Here is a 20,520-nt window from a genome sequence, read left to right as displayed (position 1 = left end):
GTCAGTGTTGTCCCTCTCGTGCGCCCCCGGCGGGGAGCGCCTGTCCAATGCCGAAGTAGGCGTGCTCCACCTGCTCAGGGGTCAGATCCTGCGGCCGTCCCTCGAGCACCGACCGACCTTCCAGGAGGCAGTGCACCCGGTCCGCGACGCGCATCGCCTGGGAGACGTCCTGCTCCACGATCAACGCCGTCGTCCCGCTGCCCACGATGCCGGGCAGCACCTCGTAGATGCGGCGCACGATCACCGGTGCGAGGCCCAGGGACAACTCGTCGATCAGCAGCAGGTCGGGGTTCGACAGCAGGGCGCGGCCGATCGCCACGGACTGCTGCTCGCCACCGGATAGCTGAGAGGCGTTCTGCTTGCGTCGCTCGGCCATCCAGGGGAACAGCTCATAGACGCGCGCGAGCGTCCACGGGCCCGGACGCTGACGGTAGGCGCCGGTCAGCAGGTTCTCTTCGACCGTCAACGAGCGGAAGAGCCGCCGTCCCTCCGGTACGAGCGCGACACCGGCGGACACCCGCTTGTGGGCCGGCAGCCTGGTGATGTCACGGTCGCCGAGGCGGATGCTCCCCGACGTGGGCGGGTTGAGCCCGGCCAGGGCACGCAGCAGTGTCGACTTGCCGGCCCCGTTCGCCCCGATGACGGCCAGCACCTCGCCCTTTTCGAGCTCCAGGCTGAGTCCGTCCACGGCGCACAGTTGCCCGTGGTGGACGGTGAGGTCGCGGATCGAGAGCAGGGTCATGACGCCGCCTCCTCGGGCAGGTCGGTTTCCGGCCCCCCACCGAGATACAGCTCGCGTACCTTGGGGTCGGCGAGCACCTGGGTCGGATCGCCGTTGGCGACCACGTCTCCACCGGCGAGACAGACCATCCGGCCGACGGTCTTCACCAGCGCGTGCACGACATGCTCGATCCAGACGATGCCCAGACCTTCGGCGTGCAACTGCTTGACCATCGTCACCAACTCGAGCACTTCGGGCTCGGTCAGACCACCGGCCACCTCGTCGAGCAGCAGCAGCCGCGGATTGGTTCCCACGGCCCGCGCCACCTCGAGGCGCTTGCGCTGCAGCAGTCCGAGCCGGCCTGCCGGGGTGTTGGCGAGGTCGGCCAGGCCGGTGCGTTCGAGCACACCCATGGTGTGCTGCCAGGCCTCCTTGCCTTTCAGCGCGGCGCCCTGGTAGCCGCACACCAGCACGTTCTCGAACACCGTGAGGTGCTCGAACGGGCGGGGCACCTGGTAGGTGCGGCCGATGCCGGCGCGGGTGCGGGCGTGGGGCGGGACGTCGGTGACGTCCCGCCCCTCGAACCACACCGCGCCGCTGTCCGGGCGAAGGTCACCGGAGATCATCGCGAACAGGCTGGATTTGCCGGCTCCGTTCGGGCCCACGATGCCGAGCGCCTCGCCCGGGGAGACGGAGAGCGTCAGGTCCTTCGCGACGGTCACCCGGCCGAAGCTCTTGGTGACGTCTTCGAGGTGCAGCAGCTGGTTCATCAGGCGTTGGTCGGGAGGAGGTCGCCGCCGATCGGGACGGCCTTGTTCGGTGTGTTGTCGACGATGACGACGTCCCACGGGAACTTGCTGCCCTTGCGCCACTGGCCGCCCACCGGGTGCTGGATGGCGATGCCCGGCTCCGGTCCAGCGGTGAAGTCCAGGTCACCGCTCATGCAGTTGATCTTCATGTTGCGCAGCTTGGACGCGACCTCCTCGCGGTCCTTCGGGTCGCCGGCGTCCTTGAACGCCTGGATCGCGATCTCGAACAGCGAGTACACCGAACCGAGCGCCTGGGTCCACTGCTTGCCCGTCGACGTGGCGAAGTCGTCGGCTAGCTGCTTGGCGCTGCGCCCGTCGAGGGTGGACTTGTACGGGTGCGCCGGGCTCCACCAGAAATCGGTGGCGATGTTGTTGGCGAGCGGGCCGAGCGCCTCGGCCTCCGACGGGAACAGCATCACCTTGGCGACGGTGGCGAGCTTCGGCCGGAACCCCTGCTGCTGGGCCTGCTTCCAGAAGGTCTGGAAGTCCGGCGGGATCGGCGTGCAGGTGAACAGTTCGGCGCCGGAATTCTTGAACTTCGCGATCTGCGACGTGAAGTCGGTCGCCACGTCCTGGTACGCGCCGCCGTCGACCGGGGTGTAGCCCGCCTTGCTCATCATCGGAGCCAGTCCCTGCCGGAACGCGTTGGCGTCGGTGTCGTTCGGCCACAGCGCCGCCACGTTCTTGTTGGAGACGCCGATCCGGTTCCACATGGGGAAGAAACAGTCGGCGAACTCCTGCATACCGAAGAAGAACAGCGTCGTGTACTTGAATCCCTGGCCGGACTTTCCGTTGCGTCCGTGGAACCAGGCCTCCCAGGGCGCGATCGTGGTGACGTTCGGGATGCCGTTGGCCTCGCACTGGTCAGCTACCGGGTTGGTGGTGTCCGGCGTGGACGAGCCGACGATCAGGTCCACCTTGTCGCTGTTGATCAGCTGCCGGGTGACCTCGGTGGCACGGTTCGGGTTGGACTGGGTGTCCTTGACGACGATCTCGATCTTGCGCTTCTTGCCGCCCGCGGTGAAGCCGTTCTTGACGGCCTCCTGGATCTGCTTCACCACGAAGTTGTCAGCGGTCGCGAATCCCGCGAGGGGGCCCGTCTGCGGGCTGACGTAACCGATCTTGAGTACGTCGGACGAGGAACTGCCCGCACCCTTGAGCCCGCCGCAGGCACTCAACAGGGGGGTGCTGCCGACGGCGGCGGCACCCAGGCCCACCGCCTTGAGGAGGGAACGACGGTTGATGCCGCCCATGGAGGTGTCGCTCACGCCCGACTCCTTTTATCGACCCGGGCAGGCCAGGTCTGTCGCATGACCTGCCCGGGGTGTGGATGAAGTGGTCCGAGACCGCGCGTCGCCCTTCGCAGCGAGCAACTGGGCGCTGGCGCGCGAGGAATGTAAAAGGCTCAGTGTGACGCGGGCAACAGAGCGTTCGGCTTGCCGGAACGGAAGTTCAACAGTCCGAACGATCACTCCGTGCTTCGGTATCCGAGCCTGCGCGAGATCTCCCGTGCGGTCCGCCTGAGGTGGGGCTCTATCCGGGCGGCGAGCGACTCGATCGAGCTCGGCGCCGCGCTCAGGTGAACCGCCACATTCAGGGCGGCGACCACCTCACCGGTCCTGTCCCACACCGGTGCGGCGAACGAGCGCAAACCGGGGGCGAGTTCCTCATCATTGACCGCCACACCGCTCTGCCGGACCTTGGCCAGCACTGTCATGAGCTGTTCGCGGTTCGTGATGGTATTCGGACCGCGGCGGGCCAGGTCCGAACGCTCGAGGATCTGCCGGAGGGTCTGGGGGTCCTTGTGGGCGAGGATCGCCTTGCCCATCGCCGTGCAGTAGGCCGGCAGTCGTGACCCGACCTGCAGATTGAGGTCCATGGCGAGGGCGTTTCGGCGCCCACTGCGCCGCCGGTCGACGTACACCACGTCCGGTCCATCGCAGATGGCCATGCTCACGGTGAAGCCGGTCTGGTCGGCGAGGCTCTGCAGCAGCGGAGCCGAGACCCGTGTGAGGTCCATGGACTCGATGGCGGAGAAACCCAGGTCAACCACCCGTGGACCGAGGAAGTACTTCTTCGTCTCGGTGTCCTGCTGCAGGTAGCCCAGTTTCGTCATAGTAGTGACATATCGGTGCGTAGTGCTCTTCGTGAGGTCAACCGCCCGAGCGAGCTCGGCGATGCCCAGCACAGACCGGCTGCCGTTGAACACGGACAGGATCTTCAGGCCGCGCTCCAGCGAGACCGAGAAGTCCCCGGACTTCGCCGCTTCCCCTCCCGGCTCACGTACGGGGTTGCTCTGGTCAACCATCGGTCCAGAATAGAGGGACGCGTTCGAATAGATGGAACGACACGTTGACCATGCGGAGGATAGCGGGAACTCTTCTTTCGCTCCTGGCAGTCTGTCGCAGGGCGGCGGCCCACTGCGGTCGACGCACCGGTACCGATCAGAAAGCGAGTGTCATGGCGGAGGAGAAGGCGGTCCACGCGTTCGCCGGAGTACGGCGACCCGTGCGTCACTTCATCGGCGGGTCCTGGGTCGAGGCCGTCTCGGGGCGTACCTATGACAACCGCTCGCCGTGGTCCGGAGATGTGCTGAGCCAGGTGGCAGCGGGCGACGGGGAAGACGCCCGCCGTGCGATCGAGGAAGCGCAGTCCGCGTTTGCCGGGTGGGCACAGACCGGACCGGCACGGCGCCAGGCGGTTTTCCTGAGGGCTGCCGACGTCCTGGAGGCCGAGCGAGGGCGTGTCGTGGAGGCACTCGCGCTGGAAACCGGCTGCGCGACACACTTCGCACACGTCCAAATCGACTTCGCCGCTAACTTGCTTCGCCAGGCAGCTCAGCTCGCCTATCGGCCGACCGGCGAACTCCTGCCTTCAGACATGACGGGGACTCACGCAATGGCGGTCCGTCGTCCCGTCGGGGTCGTCGGTGCCATCGCCCCGTGGAACGCCTCCCTCACGTTGAGCGGTCGTGCGATCGTCGGGCCGCTGGCGCTCGGCAACACCGTGGTCCTGAAGCCCTCGGAGGAGTCCCCCTACACGGGCGGTGCACTGTGGGCCGAGATCCTTCAGGAGGCGGGCCTGCCCGCGGGTGCGCTGAACGTGGTGACCCACGCCCCCGGTGAGGCCGGTCTGATCGCCGACGCGATGCTCGCCAGCCGCCTGGTCAAGCGCCTCAACTTCACCGGTTCAACCCCCACCGGCAGGCGTCTCGCCGAGAAGGCCGGCACACACCTGAAACGTGTCGTGCTGCAATTGAGCGGTCAGAACCCACTGATCGTCGCCGAGGACGCCGATCTGAACTACGCCGTCGACGCCGCCGCCTATGGCGCCTTCCTGCACCAGGGTCAGATCTGTATGTGCGCCCGGCGCATCTACGTGGCCCGGTCCATCGCCGAGCCGTTCCTCGAAAAGTTCGCCGCCAAGGTGGCAGCTCTGCCCATCGGAGACCCGGCTGACCCGAAAACGGTGGTGGGCCCAGTGATCAACGAATGGGCGCTGGCGCTGCTCGAGCGCCGCGTCAAGGAAGCGGTTGACGCTGGAGCCAAGATCCTCGCGGGCGGACAAGCCACGCCGCCGTGCTATCCCGCGACCGTGCTCATTGACGTGCCGGCCGACGCGGAGATCGTGCAGGGGGAGACCTTCGGCCCCGTTGTCACCGTCGAAGTTGTCGAGTCTGCCGAGGCGGCGGTTGATCGCGCGAACCGATCGGATCTGGGGCTGGCCGCGTCCATCATCTCCCGGGATGTTCGGCAGGCCCTGCATCTGGCAGCACGTCTCGAGGTGGGCATCGTCCACGTCAACGACCAACCGGTCAACGACGAGCCGCACATGCCGTTCGGAGGCGTGAAAGACACCGGCTGGGGACGGTTCGGTGTGGGCTTCGCCGCGGAGGAGTTCTGCGAGCTCCAGTGGATCTCTGTTCGTGAGCAGAGCCGGAGCTTCCATTTCTGACGGCATGTAGCCGAATTGTCGGCCACATCGGCTCCCCTTGATGGGATGAACGAGCGGGGCCTCGCTCCCCGCCCGCGCCCCTCGGCGGAACCGGGGTCAGGTACCCGAAGTCCCGGCCGCTCCTGCGGGTCGACGCCGAGGGCCTTGCCGACGATCTGCGCGGTTTCCCATGCCCGCAGCGTGGTACTGGCATAGATGGTCGTAATCCTGCCTTGCTCGGCGAGTCTTTGCGCTAGCGCGGCGACTTGCGCCCTGCCTAGCTCAGTCAGTCCGGTGCACGACGGTCCGGCGATGATGCGGGCAACGTTGGCGTGCGCCTGGCCGTGGCGGGCAATCAGCACTTCCCGTACCGGCTCCGCTGGCCGCTCCCCCATCATGCCAACGCTTCCGATTGCAGCGCTTAGGTCAGCATGGCGACACGGACCGGCGTAGCGGGTAGTGCGTCGATGCGAGCTTGCGTGCGGTCAATGGTCCACTGGAACGCGTGGCCGGCTCGATCCGGGATTCGGGCAGGTTCCAACTGTTGTACGTGCTGAGGAACGGGTTGCCGCGGCCGTCGGTGAAGCGGGTGCGGTTACCGGCGGCGTCGTAGCCGAACGACGTGGTGATCGACGACGTGGTGGTGACCGGCTGGACCTCGCCGGTGAGCAGACCGGTGGCGTCGTAGGTGAACGTGGTGGTGGCGCCCCGGGCGTCGGTCGACCTCACGTGTAGGTCGATATTGGGCGAATTGAGCCATTACTTCGTGTGAGCGATCTTCACATGCAGGTACGCGCTGACACCAACACCATTCACGCGCCGCCCCCTGAAGACGCTCTACTGGCCGCTACCCCGCGCCCGCACCCAATGCCTGATGGCCCCGCCCACCGGAACGACACACCCAGCGACCACACTCGCCGGCAGGTCAGAACGTCCTTCAACAAGGCCACACCGGTGCCCCATGGGCGGGCGACGTCGTCCATGCGCCGCATCGTCCGCACCCGACGTTGAGTCCTTGACGCGAAGTCAAGGGCGTCTCGTGTCAGTCTGTCCAGACAGCCGAACAAAGCCGCAGCTCAGAGCCTTGCCAGCTGGCGATACCGAGCCTGCGATCTGCGGGATTCGACTCATACAATGGATCTCTGTGACCACGCCGTGACCACGAATCAGACAAAAAAACCAGCAAAGATATCTATCTTTGCTGGTCATAGCGTCGGGACGGCCGGATTTGAACCGACGACCCCTTGACCCCCAGCTATATAACGATTCTGTTATGCCATGTTGGACAGTGCTAATAGGTACGCAGAAGCGGACAGAACGACGGCGTTCAACTCTTCAATCCCGCCACATGCCATCGCGTCCGCCACTTGTAGATCTTCACTGTTGCCACGCCTGTGACCACGATCGGTCAAGTGCGGTGCCTGTCAACGTGTCTGGATCGCTTCTCGAGCAACCCCTGCGCCCATCCGGGATCGCCGCTATCACTCGGCCAGGACTACTCGACACCGGATACCAAGTCCAGCCCAACTACCAGATGGACACCTACGCCTGCCGAAAATGCCATCCGTACAGGTGGCGGGCCTGCCTGGCTCCTCATGGCCAAGGCGTGGCCGCGCTGTCAAAGCGGCAGCAGAGCATGGCAGGATGATCTCTGGTGCTACTGCGGCTGGCCTATCTGACTGTCACGAATGCGTTGCTGCGGCTGTTGCCGGCGGGAGACCGGGACAAGGACGCAGAGATTCTGGCTCTGCGGCATCAGATCACCGTCCTGGAGCGGCAACTCGGCGCTGACCGGGTGAAGTTCGCACCCGAGGACCGGGGCTTCCTCGCCGCCGTGCTCGCGCCTCTGCCCCGCCAGGTGCTGCGCCGGCTGCGGTTGTTGGTGCGACCGGACACCGTCCTGCACTGGCACCGTGACCTGATGAATCAGCGTCACGCGCGCACCTCGCGCTCGTACCGCAGGTGCAGTGTCGTCCAGGACGTGCCCAGGCCACGGGCGCGCAGGGCGAGGGCGAAGCTCCACGCGGCGGCCAGCAAGGAGCCCCACAGGCCGGCCTGGTTACCCGGCGCGAAGTCCTCCTCGCCCGTGTCGATGGCGCCGATGACGAGCACCGGGACGCGTCCCATCACCTCGCGCAGGTAGTCCGAACTCGACGCGATACGTTCCTGGGCTGCGTCGAGCGGCGCAGCGCCGGCCCCCGGTACGCCCGATGGGACCTGGCGTAGTGGGCGGTCGGTGACCTGAGCCTTCAGTTCGGGATCGGTCAGCACGATCCAGTGCCAGTGCTGGCGGTTGCCGCCCGACGGGCCTGCAGCGCGACCTCCAGCGCCTCGCGGATGACGTCCAGCGGCACCGGGCGGTCCAGGTAGAGCCGCTTGCGTACGGCCCGCGTCGTGGTCAGCAGTTCGTCCGGCGTCAAGGGCAGCAGCGTACTCATCTCGTGCCTCTTGTCAGCGGCGTTGCCATTCGCGGGCCAGCAGCTCATACGAGCGGACCCGGTCGGCGTGGTCGTGGGTGATCGTGGTGATGATCAGCTCGTCGGCGCCCGTCGCGTCGCGCAGCAGCTCCAACTGGTCGGCGACCTGGCCGGGCGTACCCACGAACTGCGTCTCGACGCGGTCGGCGACCAGCTCGCGGTCGGCGTCGGTCCACGCGTGGCGGCGCGCCTCTTCCGGTGTGGGGAACGGGATCGCGCCCTCGGCGGTGCGGATGCTGCGCACCCACGGGGCGTACCCGGCCGCCAGTTCCCGGGCCGTCGCCTCCTCGGGCGCCACGACCACGTCGGCCGAGACGCTCACGTACGGCCGGTCCAGCCCGGCCGACGGCGTGAAAGCCGCCCGGTATCCCTCCACCGCCTCCAGTACCGTTGCCGGGCTGACGTGGTAGTTGGCCGCGAACCGCAGCCCGCGGGAGCCTGCGACCTGCGCGCTCTCCCCCGCGCTGCTGCCGAGGATCCACACCTGCACGTCGGCGCCCTCCCCGGGCACCACGCGCGCCGGTTCGCCGTCGGCCGACCGGTACGTGCCGGCGAGCAGGGCAAGGATGTCGCCGACCTGCTCGTCGTAATCGGGCGGCTGGGCACCGGGCAGCGACAGCAGCGACTTCTGCAGCGCGAAGCGCGGCGACGAGAGCAGGTGCGCGACCGAGAACGGGCGCGGAATGCGCAGCCCATTGGACGCCCGGCCGTCGACCACCGCGGCGGCGCCACCGACGAGCGCGGCCGACCGGTCCTCGGCGGCGCGGTCGCCCGCCGGCGGGCGGCCACCCGAGCGCCCAAGACCAAGATCGAGCCGCCCCGGGTGCAGGGCGTCGATGAGGCCGAATTCCTCCACTGTGGACAGCGCGGTACGGTGGCCGAGGAGCACCGCGCCGGAACCGATCCGGATTGTCGAGGTCGCCTGCGCGGTCAGGGCGAGCAGCACGGCGGGCGAGGTGCCCGCCACCCCCGGGTTGAGGTGGTGCTCGGCGAACCAGTACCGGGCGTAGCCGAACCGTTCGGTCTGGCGGGCCAGGTCGATGCTGTTGCGCAGCGCCTGGGTCGCGGTCGAGCCCGACGGGATCGGCACGAGGTCGAGCACGGTGAGTGGGGTGTTGGCCATCGACGTCTCCTCAGGCGGCCAGCGGTACGGCGGTCACCGGGGCCCACGGCCACGGCGGGTCGGGAATATCGCGGCGCAGCACCGGCGCGATCTCCGACTGGAACAGCTCCAGCGCAGCACGGTGCTGCGCCGGCGTGAGGCCGCCCGCGTCGGCGTGCAGGTGCAGCACGCTGTGCCCGAACTGCTCGTGGTAGCGGTGCACCTTGTCGATGATCTGCTGCGGGCTGCCGATGAGCGCCGAGCTGCGCTCGATGAAGTCCTCCAGCGTGCGAAACACCGGCGTGAGGCCGAGCTGCTTCTGGAACGCCAGCTGCCCCTCGAACACTGGCCGGTACGCCTCGACGGCGTCCTGCGAGCGGCGGGCCGCGAAGTACCCGGCGGTGCCGGCGCCGACGGTTGCCAGCGCCGGGTCGTGCCCGTACGCCGCCCAGCGTTCGCGGTAATAGCGGATCAGCTCCGCGTACGGCTCGATGGGGTTGGTGACGTTGGTGGAGAACAGCGGGTCGCCGTAGCGGGCGGCGAGGTCCACCGACGCCTGACTGGTGGCGCTGCCGTGCCAGACGCGGATCGGCTCCTGCAGCGGGCGTGGCCACACCTCGGCGTCGCTCAGCGCGGGCCGGAAGCGCGGCTGGGCGCTCACCCTGTCGTGGCGCCAGATCTCGCGGAACAGCTCGTAGCTTTCGGCGTTGCGGTCCCACTGGTCGTCGGGGGTGACGTGGAACAGTTCGCGCTGGGCGGCCCCGTTGCCTTTGCCGATGATGAGCTCCAGCCGCCCGTTGGACAGGTGGTCCAGCGTCGCATAGTCCTCGTACGCCCGGACCGGGTCGAGCAGACTCAGCGTCGTCACGGCCGTGAAGAGCCGGATGCGGGAGGTCAGGGCGGCGACGTGGCTGAGCACCACGGGTGGCGAGGAGGAGATGAACGGCCGCTCGTGCCGCTCCCCCACGCCGAACCCGTCGAAGCCCAGCTCCTCGGCGAGCACCGCGTTACCCAGTACCTCCTGGAACCGCTCGTGGGTGGACGGCTTCACGCCGGTCACGGGATGCGGCGCGTGCACGATCAGGGTGATGAGCAGGAACTTCATGACGCGGCCCGGGGCTGGCTGAGGCCGAGATGATCGCGCAGCGTCGTGCCGGCGTAGTCGGCGCGGAACACGCCGCGCTCCTGCAGCAGCGGCACCACCCGGTCCACGAAGGGATCCAGCCCGCCCGGCGTGATGTGCGGAACGAGGATGAAGCCGTCGCTCGCGTCGGCCTGCACCAGATCGTTGATCGACTCCGCGACCGTGGCCGGGGAGCCGACGAACGTCTGTCGCCCGGTCACCTCGATGATCAGCTCCCGGAGTGAGAGCTTCTTCTGCGCCGCCCGCTCGCGCCACTCGCGCGCGGTCGCGAGCGGGTCGCGGTACATGCGGACGCTGGCCCGCCCCCGGGCTATCGTGTTCTCGCCGACCAGCGGATCGATCTCGGGCAGCGGGCCGTCCGGGTCATAGCCCGACAGGTCGCGGTTCCACAGCTGCTCGGCGAACTTGATCGCGGTCTGCCCGCTGACCTGCTGCCGACGCACGTGGTGCGCCAGCTCGGCGGCCTCGGCGTCGGTGTCGGCGAGGACGAACGTCGCGGCGGGCAGGATGAGCAGCTCGTCGCGCGTACGGCCGTAACGGGCCAGCCGCCCCTTCACGTCGGCGTAGAACGCCCGCCCCTCGGCGAGGGTGGCGTACCGGCTGAAGATGGCGTCGGCCGACGAGGCCGCGAACTCGCGTCCCTCCTCCGAGTCGCCGGCCTGGAAGATCACGGGTCGCCCCTGCGGCGGACGCGGCACGTTGAACCGGCCGGCGATGTCGAAGTGCTCGTCCTGGCGGGCGAACGTACCGGCGTGCGGGTCGCGCAGGAAGACGCCGGTCTCCTTGTCCGCCACGATCTCGTCGCCGCGCCACGAGTCGAACAGCTCCCACGTCGCCTCGAGGAAGTTGCGCGCCCGCAGATACCGCTCGTCCTGCGGCAGGTAACCACCCCGCCGGAAGTTCTCACCCGTGAACGCGTCCCAGGAGGTCACCACGTTCCAGGCGGACCGTCCGTCGGAGAGGTGGTCGAGGCTCGCGAACTGCCGGGCCACCTCGTACGGCTCGTTGAACGTGGAATTGATCGTGCCGGTCAGGCCGAGCCGCTCGGTGACCGCCGCGAGGGCGGCGAGCACCGTGAACGTGTCCGGCCGACCCACGACGTCGAGGTCGTAGATGAGTCCGTTCTGTTCGCGTAGCCGCAGGCCCTCGGCCAGGAAGAGGAAGTCGAACTTGCCGCGCTCGGCCGTACGCGCGAAGTGCGCGAACGAGCTGAACTCGATGTGGCTGCCGGCCGCGGGGTCGCTCCACACTGTCGTATTGTTCACGCCCGGGAAGTGCGCGGCCAGGTGGATCTGCTTGCGGCTCATGACGAAACCTCCGCGTAGCGGTTGGCCGGCCGCGGCAGGCCGAGCAGGCCGCGCAGCGTGCTGGACTCGTAGGCGGCGCGAAACAGCCCGCGGCGGCGCAGTTCGGGCACGAGACCGTGGGTGATCTGCCGAAGGTCGTGTGGCAGCGCGGCCGGACGCAGCCGGAAGCCGGCCAACCCGGCGGCGCGCCAGGATTCCAGCAGATCGGCGAGCTCGGTCGGCGTACCCACGAAGACGTGGGCGTCGCTGGTGAAGGCCGCTCCCGCCCTCTCGTCGAGGCGGTTCTTGCGGGCCTGAGCGGCGGCGGCCGTGTCGTCGAGGAACACCACGAGGTCGGCGAACACACCGACGTACCCGTCGCCGCGACCGGCGCCCGCCTGCTCCGCGCGGACCGCCGCGACGATGTCCGCGGCCTCGCGCTCGTCGAACGGCGTTACGAAGCCGAGGTCGGCGGCGCGCCCGACGAGCCGGAACGGGATCGGCGCGTGGGCCAGCGCGGCGACGACGGGCTGTCCCTGTGGCGGGCGCGGGGTGATCGACGGACCCTTGACGCTGAACCAGCGGCCGGCGAAATCGATGTAGTGCAACTTGTCGCGATCGACGAAACGACCGGTGGCGGCGTCGCGGATCTCGGCGTCGTCCTCCCAGCTGTCCCACAGCCGCCGCACGACTTCGACGTAGTCGCCGGCCTCGTCAAACAGGTCCTCGTAGAGCTGGCGCAGCGGGCCGTCGAGATCCTCAATCCGCAGCGGGGGGAAGCTGCGCCGCCCGAAGTGGGCCGCCTCATCGGGGCGGGCCGCGACCCGCACCTGCACGCCGGCCCGGCCGACCGACGCGTAGTCGAGCGTGGCGATGGCCTTGGCGATGTGGAACGGCTCGGTGTGCGTGGCGATGACGACCGGCACGAGACCGATGTGCCTGGTGAGGGGCGCGATCCGGGCGGCGGTGAGCACCGCGTCGAGCCGGCCGCGCACCTGGTCGGTGCGTTCGTCCGGCCCGCCGGGGAGGCTGGACTGGGGGCCCAGGGAGTCCTCGAGCGTGACGAAGTCCAGCAGGCCGCGCTCGGCCTCGGCGACCTGATCGTGCCAGTAGCGGGCGGTCAGTAGTTCGGCGGGCCTGGCGTCCGGCTCGCGCCAGGCCGCCGGGTGCCAGCCGGCGCCGTCGAGGGCGACCGCCAGATGCAGTGATGACGAGGGGTCGGGCATGACGGGGTTCCCCTTCGTGTCGCGGAGGTGCCTCCCGACCGGGACCGTACCTCGCCCCCCGTGAACTGTCTAATCTCTATGGGAAAAGTGGACTTTCCATCGCCATGAGCAGGATGCCATGGCGATGGAAAAATACCTACCTGAACCATAGGGATTGACCGATCAGCCTGACGTGGCTAGCCTGAGGGCCTGAGATCGTTATTACCGATCCCGCAGGTCGGCCCTTACCGACGCGGGACGCCGCGATCCCGTCGGAGGGAGGCGACATGTCGCACACGCGCCGTCGCCACCCCGCACTGTTCTCCCGGCGCCACATCGATCTGCAGCGCGTGACCAGCGCGGTCTGTCCTCGGTAGACAGTTTCTCCCGCATACCACCGGGGAGCCCGCCACGGCGGGCGGTCCGACGCTGCGCCGCGCCTTGCTCGCGATACCCCTGCCGACAGGAGAAGTCCCTCTATGCGTCCACGATGGAGTCCCGGCGCCGCTGCCGCAGCGCTCGCCACCGCCGCCCTGGCGCTGTCCGCCTGCGGCTCGAGCGGCGACACCGGCGCGACCGGCGGCCCGAGGTCGGGCGGCACACTCACCTTCGCGGTCGGCTCCGACGCCGGTTGCCTGGACCCGCAACAGGTGGGCAGCAACGACACCATCTACTCGCTACGCCAGGTCGTCGACTCGCTCACCGACCAGGACCCCGCGACCGGCACGATCGTGCCCTGGCTCGCGGAGAAATGGGAGATCAGCGCCGACGCCAGGACGTTCACGTTCCACCTGCGCTCCGGCGCCACATTCTCCGACGGCACGCCGGTCAACGCACAGGCCGTCAAGGACACCTTCGACGCCGCGACGAAGCTCGGCCCGAAGGCCGCCCTCGCCGTCGGATACCTGAGCGGGTACGCCGGCACGAAGGTGGTCGACGACTCGACGGCCGAGGTGTCCTTCATCCAGTCCAACGCGCAGTTCCTGCAGGCCAGCTCCACGTTCTCGCTGGGCCTGGTGTCCAGCGCGAGCGCTAACAAGGCACCCGACCAGCGCTGCACCGAGGGCATCGTCGGCTCGGGACCGTTCATGCTCGACAAGTACGTGCCGAACCAGTCGATCACGCTGAGCCGGCGGTCGGGGTACCGCTGGGGTTCGTCGTTGTGGAAGAAGAGCGGCGAAGCGTACCTGGACAAGCTGGTCTTCACCGTCATCGCCGAGGCCGGCGTGCGCAGCGGCAGCCTGCAGTCCGGTCAGGTCGACGCGATCGGCGCGGTCGGGCTCGCCGACGAGAGCGCGCTCAAGGCCGGCGGCATGCGCCTGCAGACGCGCGCGAACCCGGGCGTGGTGTTCAACCTCGGCCTCAACAACTCGCGCCCGCTGTTCAAGGACGCCGCGGTACGCCGGGCCCTGCAGGTGGCCATCGACCGCCAGCAGATCGTGGAGACCATATTCCCGACGGGCAGCAAGCCGGCCACCAGCGTGCTCGCGCACACCACGCCCTCCTACTCCGACCTGTACGCGACGCTCGCGTTCGACGCCGCCAAGGCGAAGTCGCTGCTGGACGCCGCCGGGTGGGTGCCGGGCGCCGACGGCATCCGAGCCAAGGGCGGTACGCGGCTGTCGTTCGCGATCACCTGGTTCGCCAACGCCGCCACCAACCAACCCACGCTGGAACTCATCCAGCAGCAGCTCAAGGCCGTCGGTGTCGAGGTCACCCTCAAGCAGCTGCAGATCGCGCAGATCACCCAGGTACAACAGTCCGGCGACTTCGACGCCCTCTGGGGCAACCTGACCCGCGCCGATCCGGACATCCTGCGCACCCTGTACTCCACCCAGCTGGCCAACCCGTACCGGCTCGCGCCCAGCGACCTGGACCGCGTGCTCACCGACCAGGCGGCCACGACCGACGCCACCAAGCGCCAGGAGCTGGTCAAGCAGGCGCAGGACCTCATCGTCAGCAACGCGTACGTCGTCCCGGTCGTCGAGCTCACCACCGAACTCGGCGTCAGGCGCAACGTGCACGACCTCACCTTCGAGGCGTCGAGCCGCATCCAGCTGCACGACACCTGGAAGAGCTGACCGGGTACCGGGCAGGAAGGAGAGCACCATGCGTCGCTATGTCCTCCGGCGACTCGCCCAGGCGGTGGCGGTCCTGTGGGCCGCGTACACCGTGTCGTTCCTGGTGCTCGATCTCCTGCCCGGCGACCCCGTCTCCGCCATGGCCGGCGGGGGGCTGGACCAGGCACCGCTCGACCCGGCCGTGCTGGCCCGGATGCGCCACGAGTACGGGTTCGACCAGCCGGTCTGGCTGCAGTACCTGGAGTACCTCGGCCGGGCCGCGCGCGGGGACTTCGGCCACTCGGTCGCCACCGGACGGCCGGTCACCACGGTGATCGCCGAGGCCCTGCCGCCGACATTGGCGCTCACGGCCGCCGCTCTTCTGCTGGCCGTCGTGTTCGGTGCCGGCCTGGCGAGCTACGCCACGTACACGCCGCGGCGGTGGCTGCGCCAGGCGCTGCTGTCGCTGCCCGGCCTCGGCGTCTCCCTGCCGACGTTCTGGGTCGGCCTCATCCTCGTGCAGCTGCTGTCGTTCCGGCTGCGGCTGCTGCCCGCGTTCGGCAACGACGGGCTTCGCGGGCTGGTCCTGCCCGCGCTGACCCTCGCCGTCCCGACCAGCGCGCTGATCGCGCAGGTGCTGGCGAAGAGCCTGCTCACCGCCCTGGACGAGCCGTACGTCGAGACGGCGCGGGCCAAGGGCGCCGGTCCGGCGCGCATCCACCTGCGTCACGCGTTGCGCAATGCCGCGCTGCCCGCGCTCACCGTCGTCGGCCTGGTCGTGGGCAACCTGCTGGCCGGGTCCGTGGTCGTCGAGTCGGTGTTCTCCCGCAACGGCCTGGGCCGCGCGACCGTGAACGCGGTGACGGTGCAGGACATCCCCCTCGTGCAGGGCGTCGTCGTGTTCGGCGCCGCCGCGTTCGTCCTGGTGAACCTGGCCGTTGACCTGATCTATCCGCTGCTGGACCCACGGATCGTGGCGGCCGGCCGGAGGAGTCCCGCATGACGCAGCTGATCGCCGGCCCGCTGGAGCGTGACCCGGCCGCGGAGCACCTCTCCCGGCCCGACGGCCACGCGGACCGTGCCCCACGGGCGCGCCTGATCCGCTTCCTGGTCCGCCGGCCCGGACTCGTCCTGTCCGTACTCGTGGTGGTTCTGGTTTTTTTGGCGGCGTTCTGGCCGCACCTGTTCACGGGGCGCGACCCGCTGCTCGGGGTGCCGGCCGAGCGCTTCCGCGCGCCGGGCGGCGCACACCCGTTCGGCACCGACGAGCTGGGTCGTGACGTGCTCGCCCGCGTCGTGCACGGCGCGGCGCTGTCGCTGAAGGCGACGCTGATCGCGGTGGCCGTGGCGTTCGCCGTCGGCGGCGCGGTCGGCCTGGTCGCCGGTTTCGTGGGACGCTGGGTCGAGGACGCACTCATGCGCCTGGTCGACGTGCTGCTGGCGATCCCGGCCCTGTTCCTGTCGTTGGCGCTGGTCACCGCGCTCGGTTACGGCACGGTGAAGGTGGCCGTGGCGGTCGGCATCGCGAGCGTGGCGAGCTTCGCCCGCGTCATGCGCGCCGAGGTGCTGCGGGTACGGCAGGCCGTCTACGTGGAGGCGGCGCGCTTGTCGGGCGCCCGCTGGTACGCGGTCCTGCTGCGGCACGTGCTGCCCAACGCGATCGGCCCGGTGGCGGTGCTCGCCGCGCTGGACGTCGGCACAGCCGTGCTGGCGGTGTCGTCGCTGAGCTTCCTGGGCTACGGCGCAGCGCCGCCCGCCCCCGAATGGGGGACACTGATCTCCAGCGGCCGCAACTACCTCGCCAACGCGTGGTGGCTGTCCACGCTGCCGGGCCTCACGGTGGCCGCCACGGTGCTGGCCACCAACCGGATCGCCCGGGCGCTGGACGGCGAGTGGGCGAGGCACCGGTGAGCGAACTCCTGGACATCCGCGGCCTGCGCGTCAGTTACGGCACGCGGGGCGGCGCCATCACGGCGGTCGACAACCTAGATCTTGCGGTACGTCCCGGCGAGGTCGTCGCCGTGGTCGGCGAGTCGGGGTCGGGCAAGAGTACGACCGCCCACGCCGTCATCGGCCTGCTGCCGCCCAACGCCCGAGTGGACGGCGGGTCGATCCGGTTCGAGGGACGTGAACTGGCCGGCGCCTCCGACCGGGAGCTGCGCGCGGTACGCGGCGCCCGCATCGGATTGGTGCCGCAGGACCCAACGGTGTCGCTGAACCCGGTCACACGCATCGGCGACCAGGTGGCCGAGGCGCTGCGCGTGCACGGGCTGGCCGACCGGCGCTCCGCCACGGTCGAGGCGGTGGAGTTGCTGGAGCGGGCCGGGCTGCCCGACCCCGCCGTGCGGGCCCGGCAGTACCCGTACGAGCTGTCGGGCGGTATGCGCCAGCGGGCGCTCATCGCGGTGGCGATCGCCGCGCGGCCCCGGCTGATCATCGCGGACGAGCCGACGAGCGCGCTGGACGTGACCGTGCAGCGGCGCATCCTCGACCACCTCGACGCCCTGGTACGCGAGTCCGGCGCCGCCATGCTGCTCATCACGCACGACCTCGGCATCGCCGCCGATCGCGCGCACCGGGTGGTCGTCATGTCCCAGGGCCGCGCCGTCGAGGCCGGACCGACCCGCACGGTGCTCGACGTGCCCCGCCACCCGTACACGCGCGGGCTGCTCGCGGCGGCGCCCAGCCTGTCCGTCACGGACCGGGTCGCGCCGAAGCACCTACCCGACGGCGCGGCGTTGGTGACCGTCGAGGGCGTGTCGAAGGAGTTCCCGCTGCCCCGCGTCAACGGCGGGTCCCGCACCGTACGCGCTGTGGACGAGGTGAGCTTCGACATCCGCCGCGGCGAGACGTTCGCGCTGGTCGGCGAGTCCGGCTCCGGCAAGTCGACGACCGCGAGGCTCGTGCTGCGGCTCACGGAGCCGACCGCCGGACGCATCACCTTCGCCGGCGCGGACGTGACCCATGCGCGCGGCCCGGCCCTGCGGGCGCTGCGTCGGCGGGCGCAGCTCATCTATCAGAACCCGTACGCCTCGCTGGACCCGCGGTTCACCGTCGCGAAGATCGTCACCGAGCCGCTGCGCGCGTTCGGCGTCGGGGACCGGGCGTCGCGGCTCGCCCGCGCACGCGACCTCGTCGACCGGGTGGCGCTGCCGTCGTCGGCGCTCGACCGGCGCCCGGCGCAGCTGTCGGGCGGGCAGCGCCAACGGGTGGCGATCGCGCGTTCCCTGGCGCTGAGCCCCGACCTCGTCGTGTGCGACGAGCCGGTGTCCGCGCTGGACGTGTCGGTGCAGGACCAGGTGCTGCGGCTGCTCGCGCAACTGCAGGCGGACACCGGCGTGGCGTACCTGTTCATCTCTCACGACCTCGCCGTGGTGCGCCAGATCGCCGACCGGGTCGCCGTCATGAAGGACGGCCGGATCGTCGAGACCGCCACCGCCGCACAGCTGTTCGACAGCCCGCGCCACGAGTACACCCGAGAGCTGCTCGACGCCATTCCGGGGCGTCGGGCCACACCGCTGTGACGTCGCGAAGGAGACGGTCATGACCATCCAGGAGACCACCATTAACCAGGACACGTTCCGGGCCGACTGGGACGCCTGGCACGAGGCACACGAGAAGGCCCGCGCCGACAGGCACGGCTTCCTCGCGATCAGCGGCCTGCACTGGCTGACCGGGGAGCCGCAGCGCTTCCCCGACGCCCCCGGCGCCTGGTCGACCGGCCCCGACGGCGTCGTCGTGGACCTTGACGAGGGCGAGGAGCTGACGATCGACGGCCACACCGTACGTGGCCGGCACTCGTTCGGCCCGCTGGCCGAGCGTACCGACGTGAAGGCGGGCTGGGGCGACGCGGTCATCGAGGTCGCCAAGCGCGGCGGCTTCGACATCGTGCGACCCCGCCACCCCGACCACCCCGTGCGGGTCAACTACGCGGGCACCCCCGCGTATCCGGCCGACCCCCACTGGGCGGTCACGGGTCGGTACGTGCCGTTCGACAAGCCCGTACCCACCACCGTCGGCGCCGTCGCCGAGGGCATTGAGCATGTGTACGACGCACCCGGCCGGATCGAGTTCGAGGTGGACGGCACCGCGCTGAGCCTGACCGCGTTCAACGGGCACACGCCGGGCACCCTGAACGTCCTGTTCACGGACGCCACGTCGGGCGTGACGACCTACCCGGCCAACCGGTCGCTCCAGGTCTCCGCGCCCGCCCCGGACGGTACCGTGACGCTGGACTTCAACCGGGCGGTGAACCTGCCGTGCGCGTACACCGAGTTCGCCACCTGCCCGCTCCCGCCGGCCGAGAACCGGCTGCCCGTGGCGATCGAGGCCGGCGAACAAACGCCTGTCGCGCGCCCTGAGCACTGACGAACGCGATGCGCGCGGGGCGAGCTGGGCGGCGACCGCCCCGCACGCGCCGAACCCGGACAGCGCGTCCCCAGATCGGATAGGACAGGAATGCCGACCAGGACAAACGACACCCCCGTGGATGGCGCCAGCCTCAGCGCGGACACGGATCCGGCACCACTGTTCAGCCCGTACCCGCTGGGTGGCGGCGAGCTGTCCAACCGCTTCGTGATGGCGCCGATGACCCGCCAGTTCTCGCCCGGCGGGGTGCCCAGCGCGGACGTCGCCGCCTACTACGCGCGGAGGGCCGCACACGTCGGGCTCATCATTACCGAGGGGACCTACATCGACCACCCGTCGGCCGGGTCCAGCGACCGGGTCCCGCGCTTCTTCGGTGCGGACGCGCTCGCCGGCTGGAGCGCCGTCGCTCGGGCGGTACACGCCGCGGGCGGACATATCGTGCCGCAGTTGTGGCACCTCGGCGCCACCCGTACCGCCGGTACGCCGCCGTACCCGCACGCGCCGGTGCTCAGCCCGTCGGGAGTACGCGCCGACGGCACGAGCGTGGGCGAGCCCGCGTCGGCAGCCGACCTCGACGCGGTCGTGGCGTCGTTCGTCCGCGCCGCCCGTGACGCGCGGCTCGCCGGCTTCGACGGCGTGGAACTGCACGGGGCCCATGGGTACCTGTTGGACCAGTTCTTCTGGCCGCGCACGAACCGCCGTACCGACGATTACGGCGGCAGCCCGGCCAGCCGGGCCCGCCTGGGCGCCGAGGTGGTGGCCGCGATCCGCGCGGAGGTGGGAGCCGAGTTCCCCGTGCTCTACCGGTACTCACAGTGGAAGGGCGGCCAGTTCGACGCCCGCGTCGCGGACACGCCCGGCGGACTGGAGCAACTACTCACCCCGCTGGTCGACGCCGGCGTCTCGGTCGTCCACGTCTCGACCCGCCGGTACTGGCTGCCGGCCTTCGACGGCTCGCCACTGACCCTGGCCGGCTGGACGAAGAAGCTCACCGGGCTGCCGGTCATCGCGATCGGCTCCGTCGGCGTCGCGCAGGCCTTCCGCGGGGAAGGTGAGCAACCGGCGCCGACGCCCAGCCTCGCGCCCTTGCTGGAACTGTTCGACCGGGGCGAGTTCGACCTCGTCGGCCTGGGCCGCGCCCTGCTCTCCGAACCAGCCTGGCCCACCAAAGTGCGCGACGGACGGCTGACCGAGATCCGGCCGTACGACAAGGCCGACGAAACCCGCCTCACCTAGCGCCTGTCTCGAAGTCGGTTACAGCCATTCGTTGACAGCGGTGATGTGGAGGCTGCCTCGTATCGGACGGCGAGCTTGTCGTACCTGGTGGCCTTGATCCCGCGGCGACGCAGGTAGGCCTGGTTGGCCTTGGACGTGTACGCCTTGCCGGCGATGACCCGGTCGGGCGTGGCGACCCG

20 protein-coding genes and 1 pseudogene are annotated in these 20,520 nt (G+C 69.8%); 8 read left to right on the top strand and 13 right to left on the bottom strand.

Going from position 1 to position 20,520, the window contains the following annotated elements; genetic code table 11:
- Nucleotide 1 precedes the first annotated feature (1 nt).
- From Pme01_RS13985 to Pme01_RS13970, 4 genes are all read right to left on the bottom strand, one after another.
- Entirely contained in the window at nt 2-742 is a 741-nt protein-coding gene (locus Pme01_RS13985; protein WP_168116780.1) for an ABC transporter ATP-binding protein, read from the bottom strand.
- The gene (locus Pme01_RS13980; RefSeq protein ID WP_168116781.1) at nt 739-1,491 is read right to left on the bottom strand and encodes an ABC transporter ATP-binding protein; all 753 of its coding nucleotides are present in this window, start codon (nt 1,489-1,491) and stop codon (nt 739-741) included. Before Pme01_RS13980 ends, Pme01_RS13985 begins: the two co-directional genes overlap by 4 nt.
- On the bottom strand, nt 1,491-2,798 hold the full coding sequence (locus tag Pme01_RS13975) for an ABC transporter substrate-binding protein (protein WP_168116782.1): 1,308 nt from the start codon (nt 2,796-2,798) through the stop codon (nt 1,491-1,493). Before Pme01_RS13975 ends, Pme01_RS13980 begins: the two co-directional genes overlap by 1 nt.
- A 200-nt stretch (nt 2,799-2,998) precedes the next feature.
- Nucleotides 2,999-3,838, bottom strand: coding sequence for an IclR family transcriptional regulator (locus Pme01_RS13970; protein WP_168116783.1), 840 nt, complete (start codon nt 3,836-3,838; stop codon nt 2,999-3,001).
- 152 nt (nt 3,839-3,990) lie between these two features.
- On the opposite strand from Pme01_RS13970, the gene Pme01_RS13965 reads away from it, so the two are divergent.
- The gene (locus Pme01_RS13965) at nt 3,991-5,484 is read left to right on the top strand and encodes an aldehyde dehydrogenase family protein (RefSeq protein WP_168116784.1); all 1,494 of its coding nucleotides are present in this window, start codon (nt 3,991-3,993) and stop codon (nt 5,482-5,484) included.
- An 86-nt stretch (nt 5,485-5,570) separates the two neighbouring features.
- Here the strand turns inward: Pme01_RS13965 and Pme01_RS31775 are convergent.
- The 9 genes and pseudogenes from Pme01_RS31775 to Pme01_RS13920 form a co-directional block, all read right to left on the bottom strand.
- Nucleotides 5,571-5,858, bottom strand: a pseudogene (locus Pme01_RS31775) (histidine phosphatase family protein); the annotation flags it as partial.
- A gap of 31 nt (nt 5,859-5,889) precedes the next feature.
- Entirely contained in the window at nt 5,890-6,192 is a 303-nt protein-coding gene (locus tag Pme01_RS13955) for an RHS repeat domain-containing protein (protein WP_168116785.1), read from the bottom strand.
- A gap of 928 nt (nt 6,193-7,120) precedes the next feature.
- Nucleotides 7,121-7,399 (bottom strand): hypothetical protein, encoded by a 279-nt coding sequence (locus Pme01_RS13950; protein ID WP_168116786.1) that lies wholly within the window; start codon nt 7,397-7,399, stop codon nt 7,121-7,123.
- Nucleotides 7,396-7,734 carry a nitroreductase family protein gene (locus tag Pme01_RS13945; RefSeq protein ID WP_203935614.1) on the bottom strand — a complete coding sequence of 113 codons (339 nt, stop codon included), beginning with the start codon at nt 7,732-7,734 and terminating at the stop codon, nt 7,396-7,398. Before Pme01_RS13945 ends, Pme01_RS13950 begins: the two co-directional genes overlap by 4 nt.
- Complete coding sequence (locus Pme01_RS13940) at nt 7,728-7,901, bottom strand: nitroreductase family protein (protein WP_203935613.1); 174 nt, start codon at nt 7,899-7,901, stop codon at nt 7,728-7,730. Before Pme01_RS13940 ends, Pme01_RS13945 begins: the two co-directional genes overlap by 7 nt.
- Nucleotides 7,902-7,914: 13 nt before the next feature.
- On the bottom strand, nt 7,915-9,063 hold the full coding sequence (locus tag Pme01_RS13935) for an LLM class flavin-dependent oxidoreductase (RefSeq protein WP_168116787.1): 1,149 nt from the start codon (nt 9,061-9,063) through the stop codon (nt 7,915-7,917).
- Between the two features lie 10 nt (nt 9,064-9,073).
- Nucleotides 9,074-10,147, bottom strand: a complete 1,074-nt coding sequence (locus Pme01_RS13930) for an LLM class flavin-dependent oxidoreductase (protein WP_168116788.1) — start codon at nt 10,145-10,147, stop codon at nt 9,074-9,076.
- Nucleotides 10,144-11,493, bottom strand: a complete 1,350-nt coding sequence (locus Pme01_RS13925) for an NtaA/DmoA family FMN-dependent monooxygenase (protein ID WP_168116789.1) — start codon at nt 11,491-11,493, stop codon at nt 10,144-10,146. Before Pme01_RS13925 ends, Pme01_RS13930 begins: the two co-directional genes overlap by 4 nt.
- Nucleotides 11,490-12,698, bottom strand: coding sequence for an LLM class flavin-dependent oxidoreductase (locus Pme01_RS13920; RefSeq protein WP_168116790.1), 1,209 nt, complete (start codon nt 12,696-12,698; stop codon nt 11,490-11,492). Before Pme01_RS13920 ends, Pme01_RS13925 begins: the two co-directional genes overlap by 4 nt.
- Before the next feature lie 266 nt (nt 12,699-12,964).
- Between Pme01_RS13920 and Pme01_RS31770 the strand changes: the two genes are divergently transcribed.
- From Pme01_RS31770 to Pme01_RS13890, 7 genes are all read left to right on the top strand, one after another.
- Complete coding sequence (locus tag Pme01_RS31770; protein WP_373315489.1) at nt 12,965-13,054, top strand: putative leader peptide; 90 nt, start codon at nt 12,965-12,967, stop codon at nt 13,052-13,054.
- Nucleotides 13,055-13,156: 102 nt separating this feature from the next.
- A complete protein-coding gene (locus tag Pme01_RS13915) occupies nt 13,157-14,758 on the top strand; it encodes an ABC transporter substrate-binding protein (protein ID WP_168116791.1) in 1,602 nt (533 codons plus the stop codon).
- A gap of 28 nt (nt 14,759-14,786) precedes the next feature.
- Complete coding sequence (locus Pme01_RS13910) at nt 14,787-15,740, top strand: ABC transporter permease (protein WP_168116792.1); 954 nt, start codon at nt 14,787-14,789, stop codon at nt 15,738-15,740.
- Nucleotides 15,737-16,648, top strand: coding sequence for an ABC transporter permease (locus Pme01_RS13905; RefSeq protein ID WP_203935612.1), 912 nt, complete (start codon nt 15,737-15,739; stop codon nt 16,646-16,648). Before Pme01_RS13910 ends, Pme01_RS13905 begins: the two co-directional genes overlap by 4 nt.
- Nucleotides 16,645-18,261 (top strand): dipeptide ABC transporter ATP-binding protein, encoded by a 1,617-nt coding sequence (locus Pme01_RS13900; RefSeq protein WP_239088222.1) that lies wholly within the window; start codon nt 16,645-16,647, stop codon nt 18,259-18,261. The genes Pme01_RS13905 and Pme01_RS13900 overlap by 4 nt, the downstream gene beginning before the upstream one ends.
- A 19-nt stretch (nt 18,262-18,280) precedes the next feature.
- Nucleotides 18,281-19,105, top strand: a complete 825-nt coding sequence (locus Pme01_RS13895; protein WP_168116794.1) for a DUF1684 domain-containing protein — start codon at nt 18,281-18,283, stop codon at nt 19,103-19,105.
- Nucleotides 19,106-19,195: 90 nt separating this feature from the next.
- Nucleotides 19,196-20,341: an NADH:flavin oxidoreductase gene (locus Pme01_RS13890; protein WP_168116795.1), complete on the top strand. Its 1,146-nt coding sequence runs from the start codon at nt 19,196-19,198 to the stop codon at nt 20,339-20,341.
- The last annotated feature ends 179 nt before the right edge of the window (nt 20,342-20,520 follow it).

The organism is Planosporangium mesophilum (genome assembly GCF_016863255.1).
Classification (GTDB): Bacteria; Actinomycetota; Actinomycetes; order Mycobacteriales; family Micromonosporaceae; genus Planosporangium; species Planosporangium mesophilum.
This window is presented reverse-complemented; position numbering and strand designations above follow the sequence as displayed.

What these genes read in the sequence shown, in the direction of transcription:
- Pme01_RS13905 (WP_203935612.1), top strand. Translation starts at nt 15,737, where the DNA reads ATGACGCAGCTGATCGCCGGCCCGCTGGAGCGTGACCCGGCCGCGGAG.
- Pme01_RS13925 (WP_168116789.1), bottom strand. Translation starts at nt 11,493, where the DNA reads ATGAGCCGCAAGCAGATCCACCTGGCCGCGCACTTCCCGGGCGTGAAC.
- Pme01_RS13940 (WP_203935613.1), bottom strand. Translation starts at nt 7,901, where the DNA reads ATGAGTACGCTGCTGCCCTTGACGCCGGACGAACTGCTGACCACGACG.
- Pme01_RS13920 (WP_168116790.1), bottom strand. Translation starts at nt 12,698, where the DNA reads ATGCCCGACCCCTCGTCATCACTGCATCTGGCGGTCGCCCTCGACGGC.
- Pme01_RS31770 (WP_373315489.1), top strand. Translation starts at nt 12,965, where the DNA reads ATGTCGCACACGCGCCGTCGCCACCCCGCACTGTTCTCCCGGCGCCAC.
- Pme01_RS13895 (WP_168116794.1), top strand. Translation starts at nt 18,281, where the DNA reads ATGACCATCCAGGAGACCACCATTAACCAGGACACGTTCCGGGCCGAC.
- Pme01_RS13935 (WP_168116787.1), bottom strand. Translation starts at nt 9,063, where the DNA reads ATGGCCAACACCCCACTCACCGTGCTCGACCTCGTGCCGATCCCGTCG.
- Pme01_RS13980 (WP_168116781.1), bottom strand. Translation starts at nt 1,491, where the DNA reads ATGAACCAGCTGCTGCACCTCGAAGACGTCACCAAGAGCTTCGGCCGG.
- Pme01_RS13930 (WP_168116788.1), bottom strand. Translation starts at nt 10,147, where the DNA reads ATGAAGTTCCTGCTCATCACCCTGATCGTGCACGCGCCGCATCCCGTG.
- Pme01_RS13890 (WP_168116795.1), top strand. Translation starts at nt 19,196, where the DNA reads ATGCCGACCAGGACAAACGACACCCCCGTGGATGGCGCCAGCCTCAGC.
- Pme01_RS13910 (WP_168116792.1), top strand. Translation starts at nt 14,787, where the DNA reads ATGCGTCGCTATGTCCTCCGGCGACTCGCCCAGGCGGTGGCGGTCCTG.
- Pme01_RS13915 (WP_168116791.1), top strand. Translation starts at nt 13,157, where the DNA reads ATGCGTCCACGATGGAGTCCCGGCGCCGCTGCCGCAGCGCTCGCCACC.
- Pme01_RS13970 (WP_168116783.1), bottom strand. Translation starts at nt 3,838, where the DNA reads ATGGTTGACCAGAGCAACCCCGTACGTGAGCCGGGAGGGGAAGCGGCG.
- Pme01_RS13965 (WP_168116784.1), top strand. Translation starts at nt 3,991, where the DNA reads ATGGCGGAGGAGAAGGCGGTCCACGCGTTCGCCGGAGTACGGCGACCC.
- Pme01_RS13985 (WP_168116780.1), bottom strand. Translation starts at nt 742, where the DNA reads ATGACCCTGCTCTCGATCCGCGACCTCACCGTCCACCACGGGCAACTG.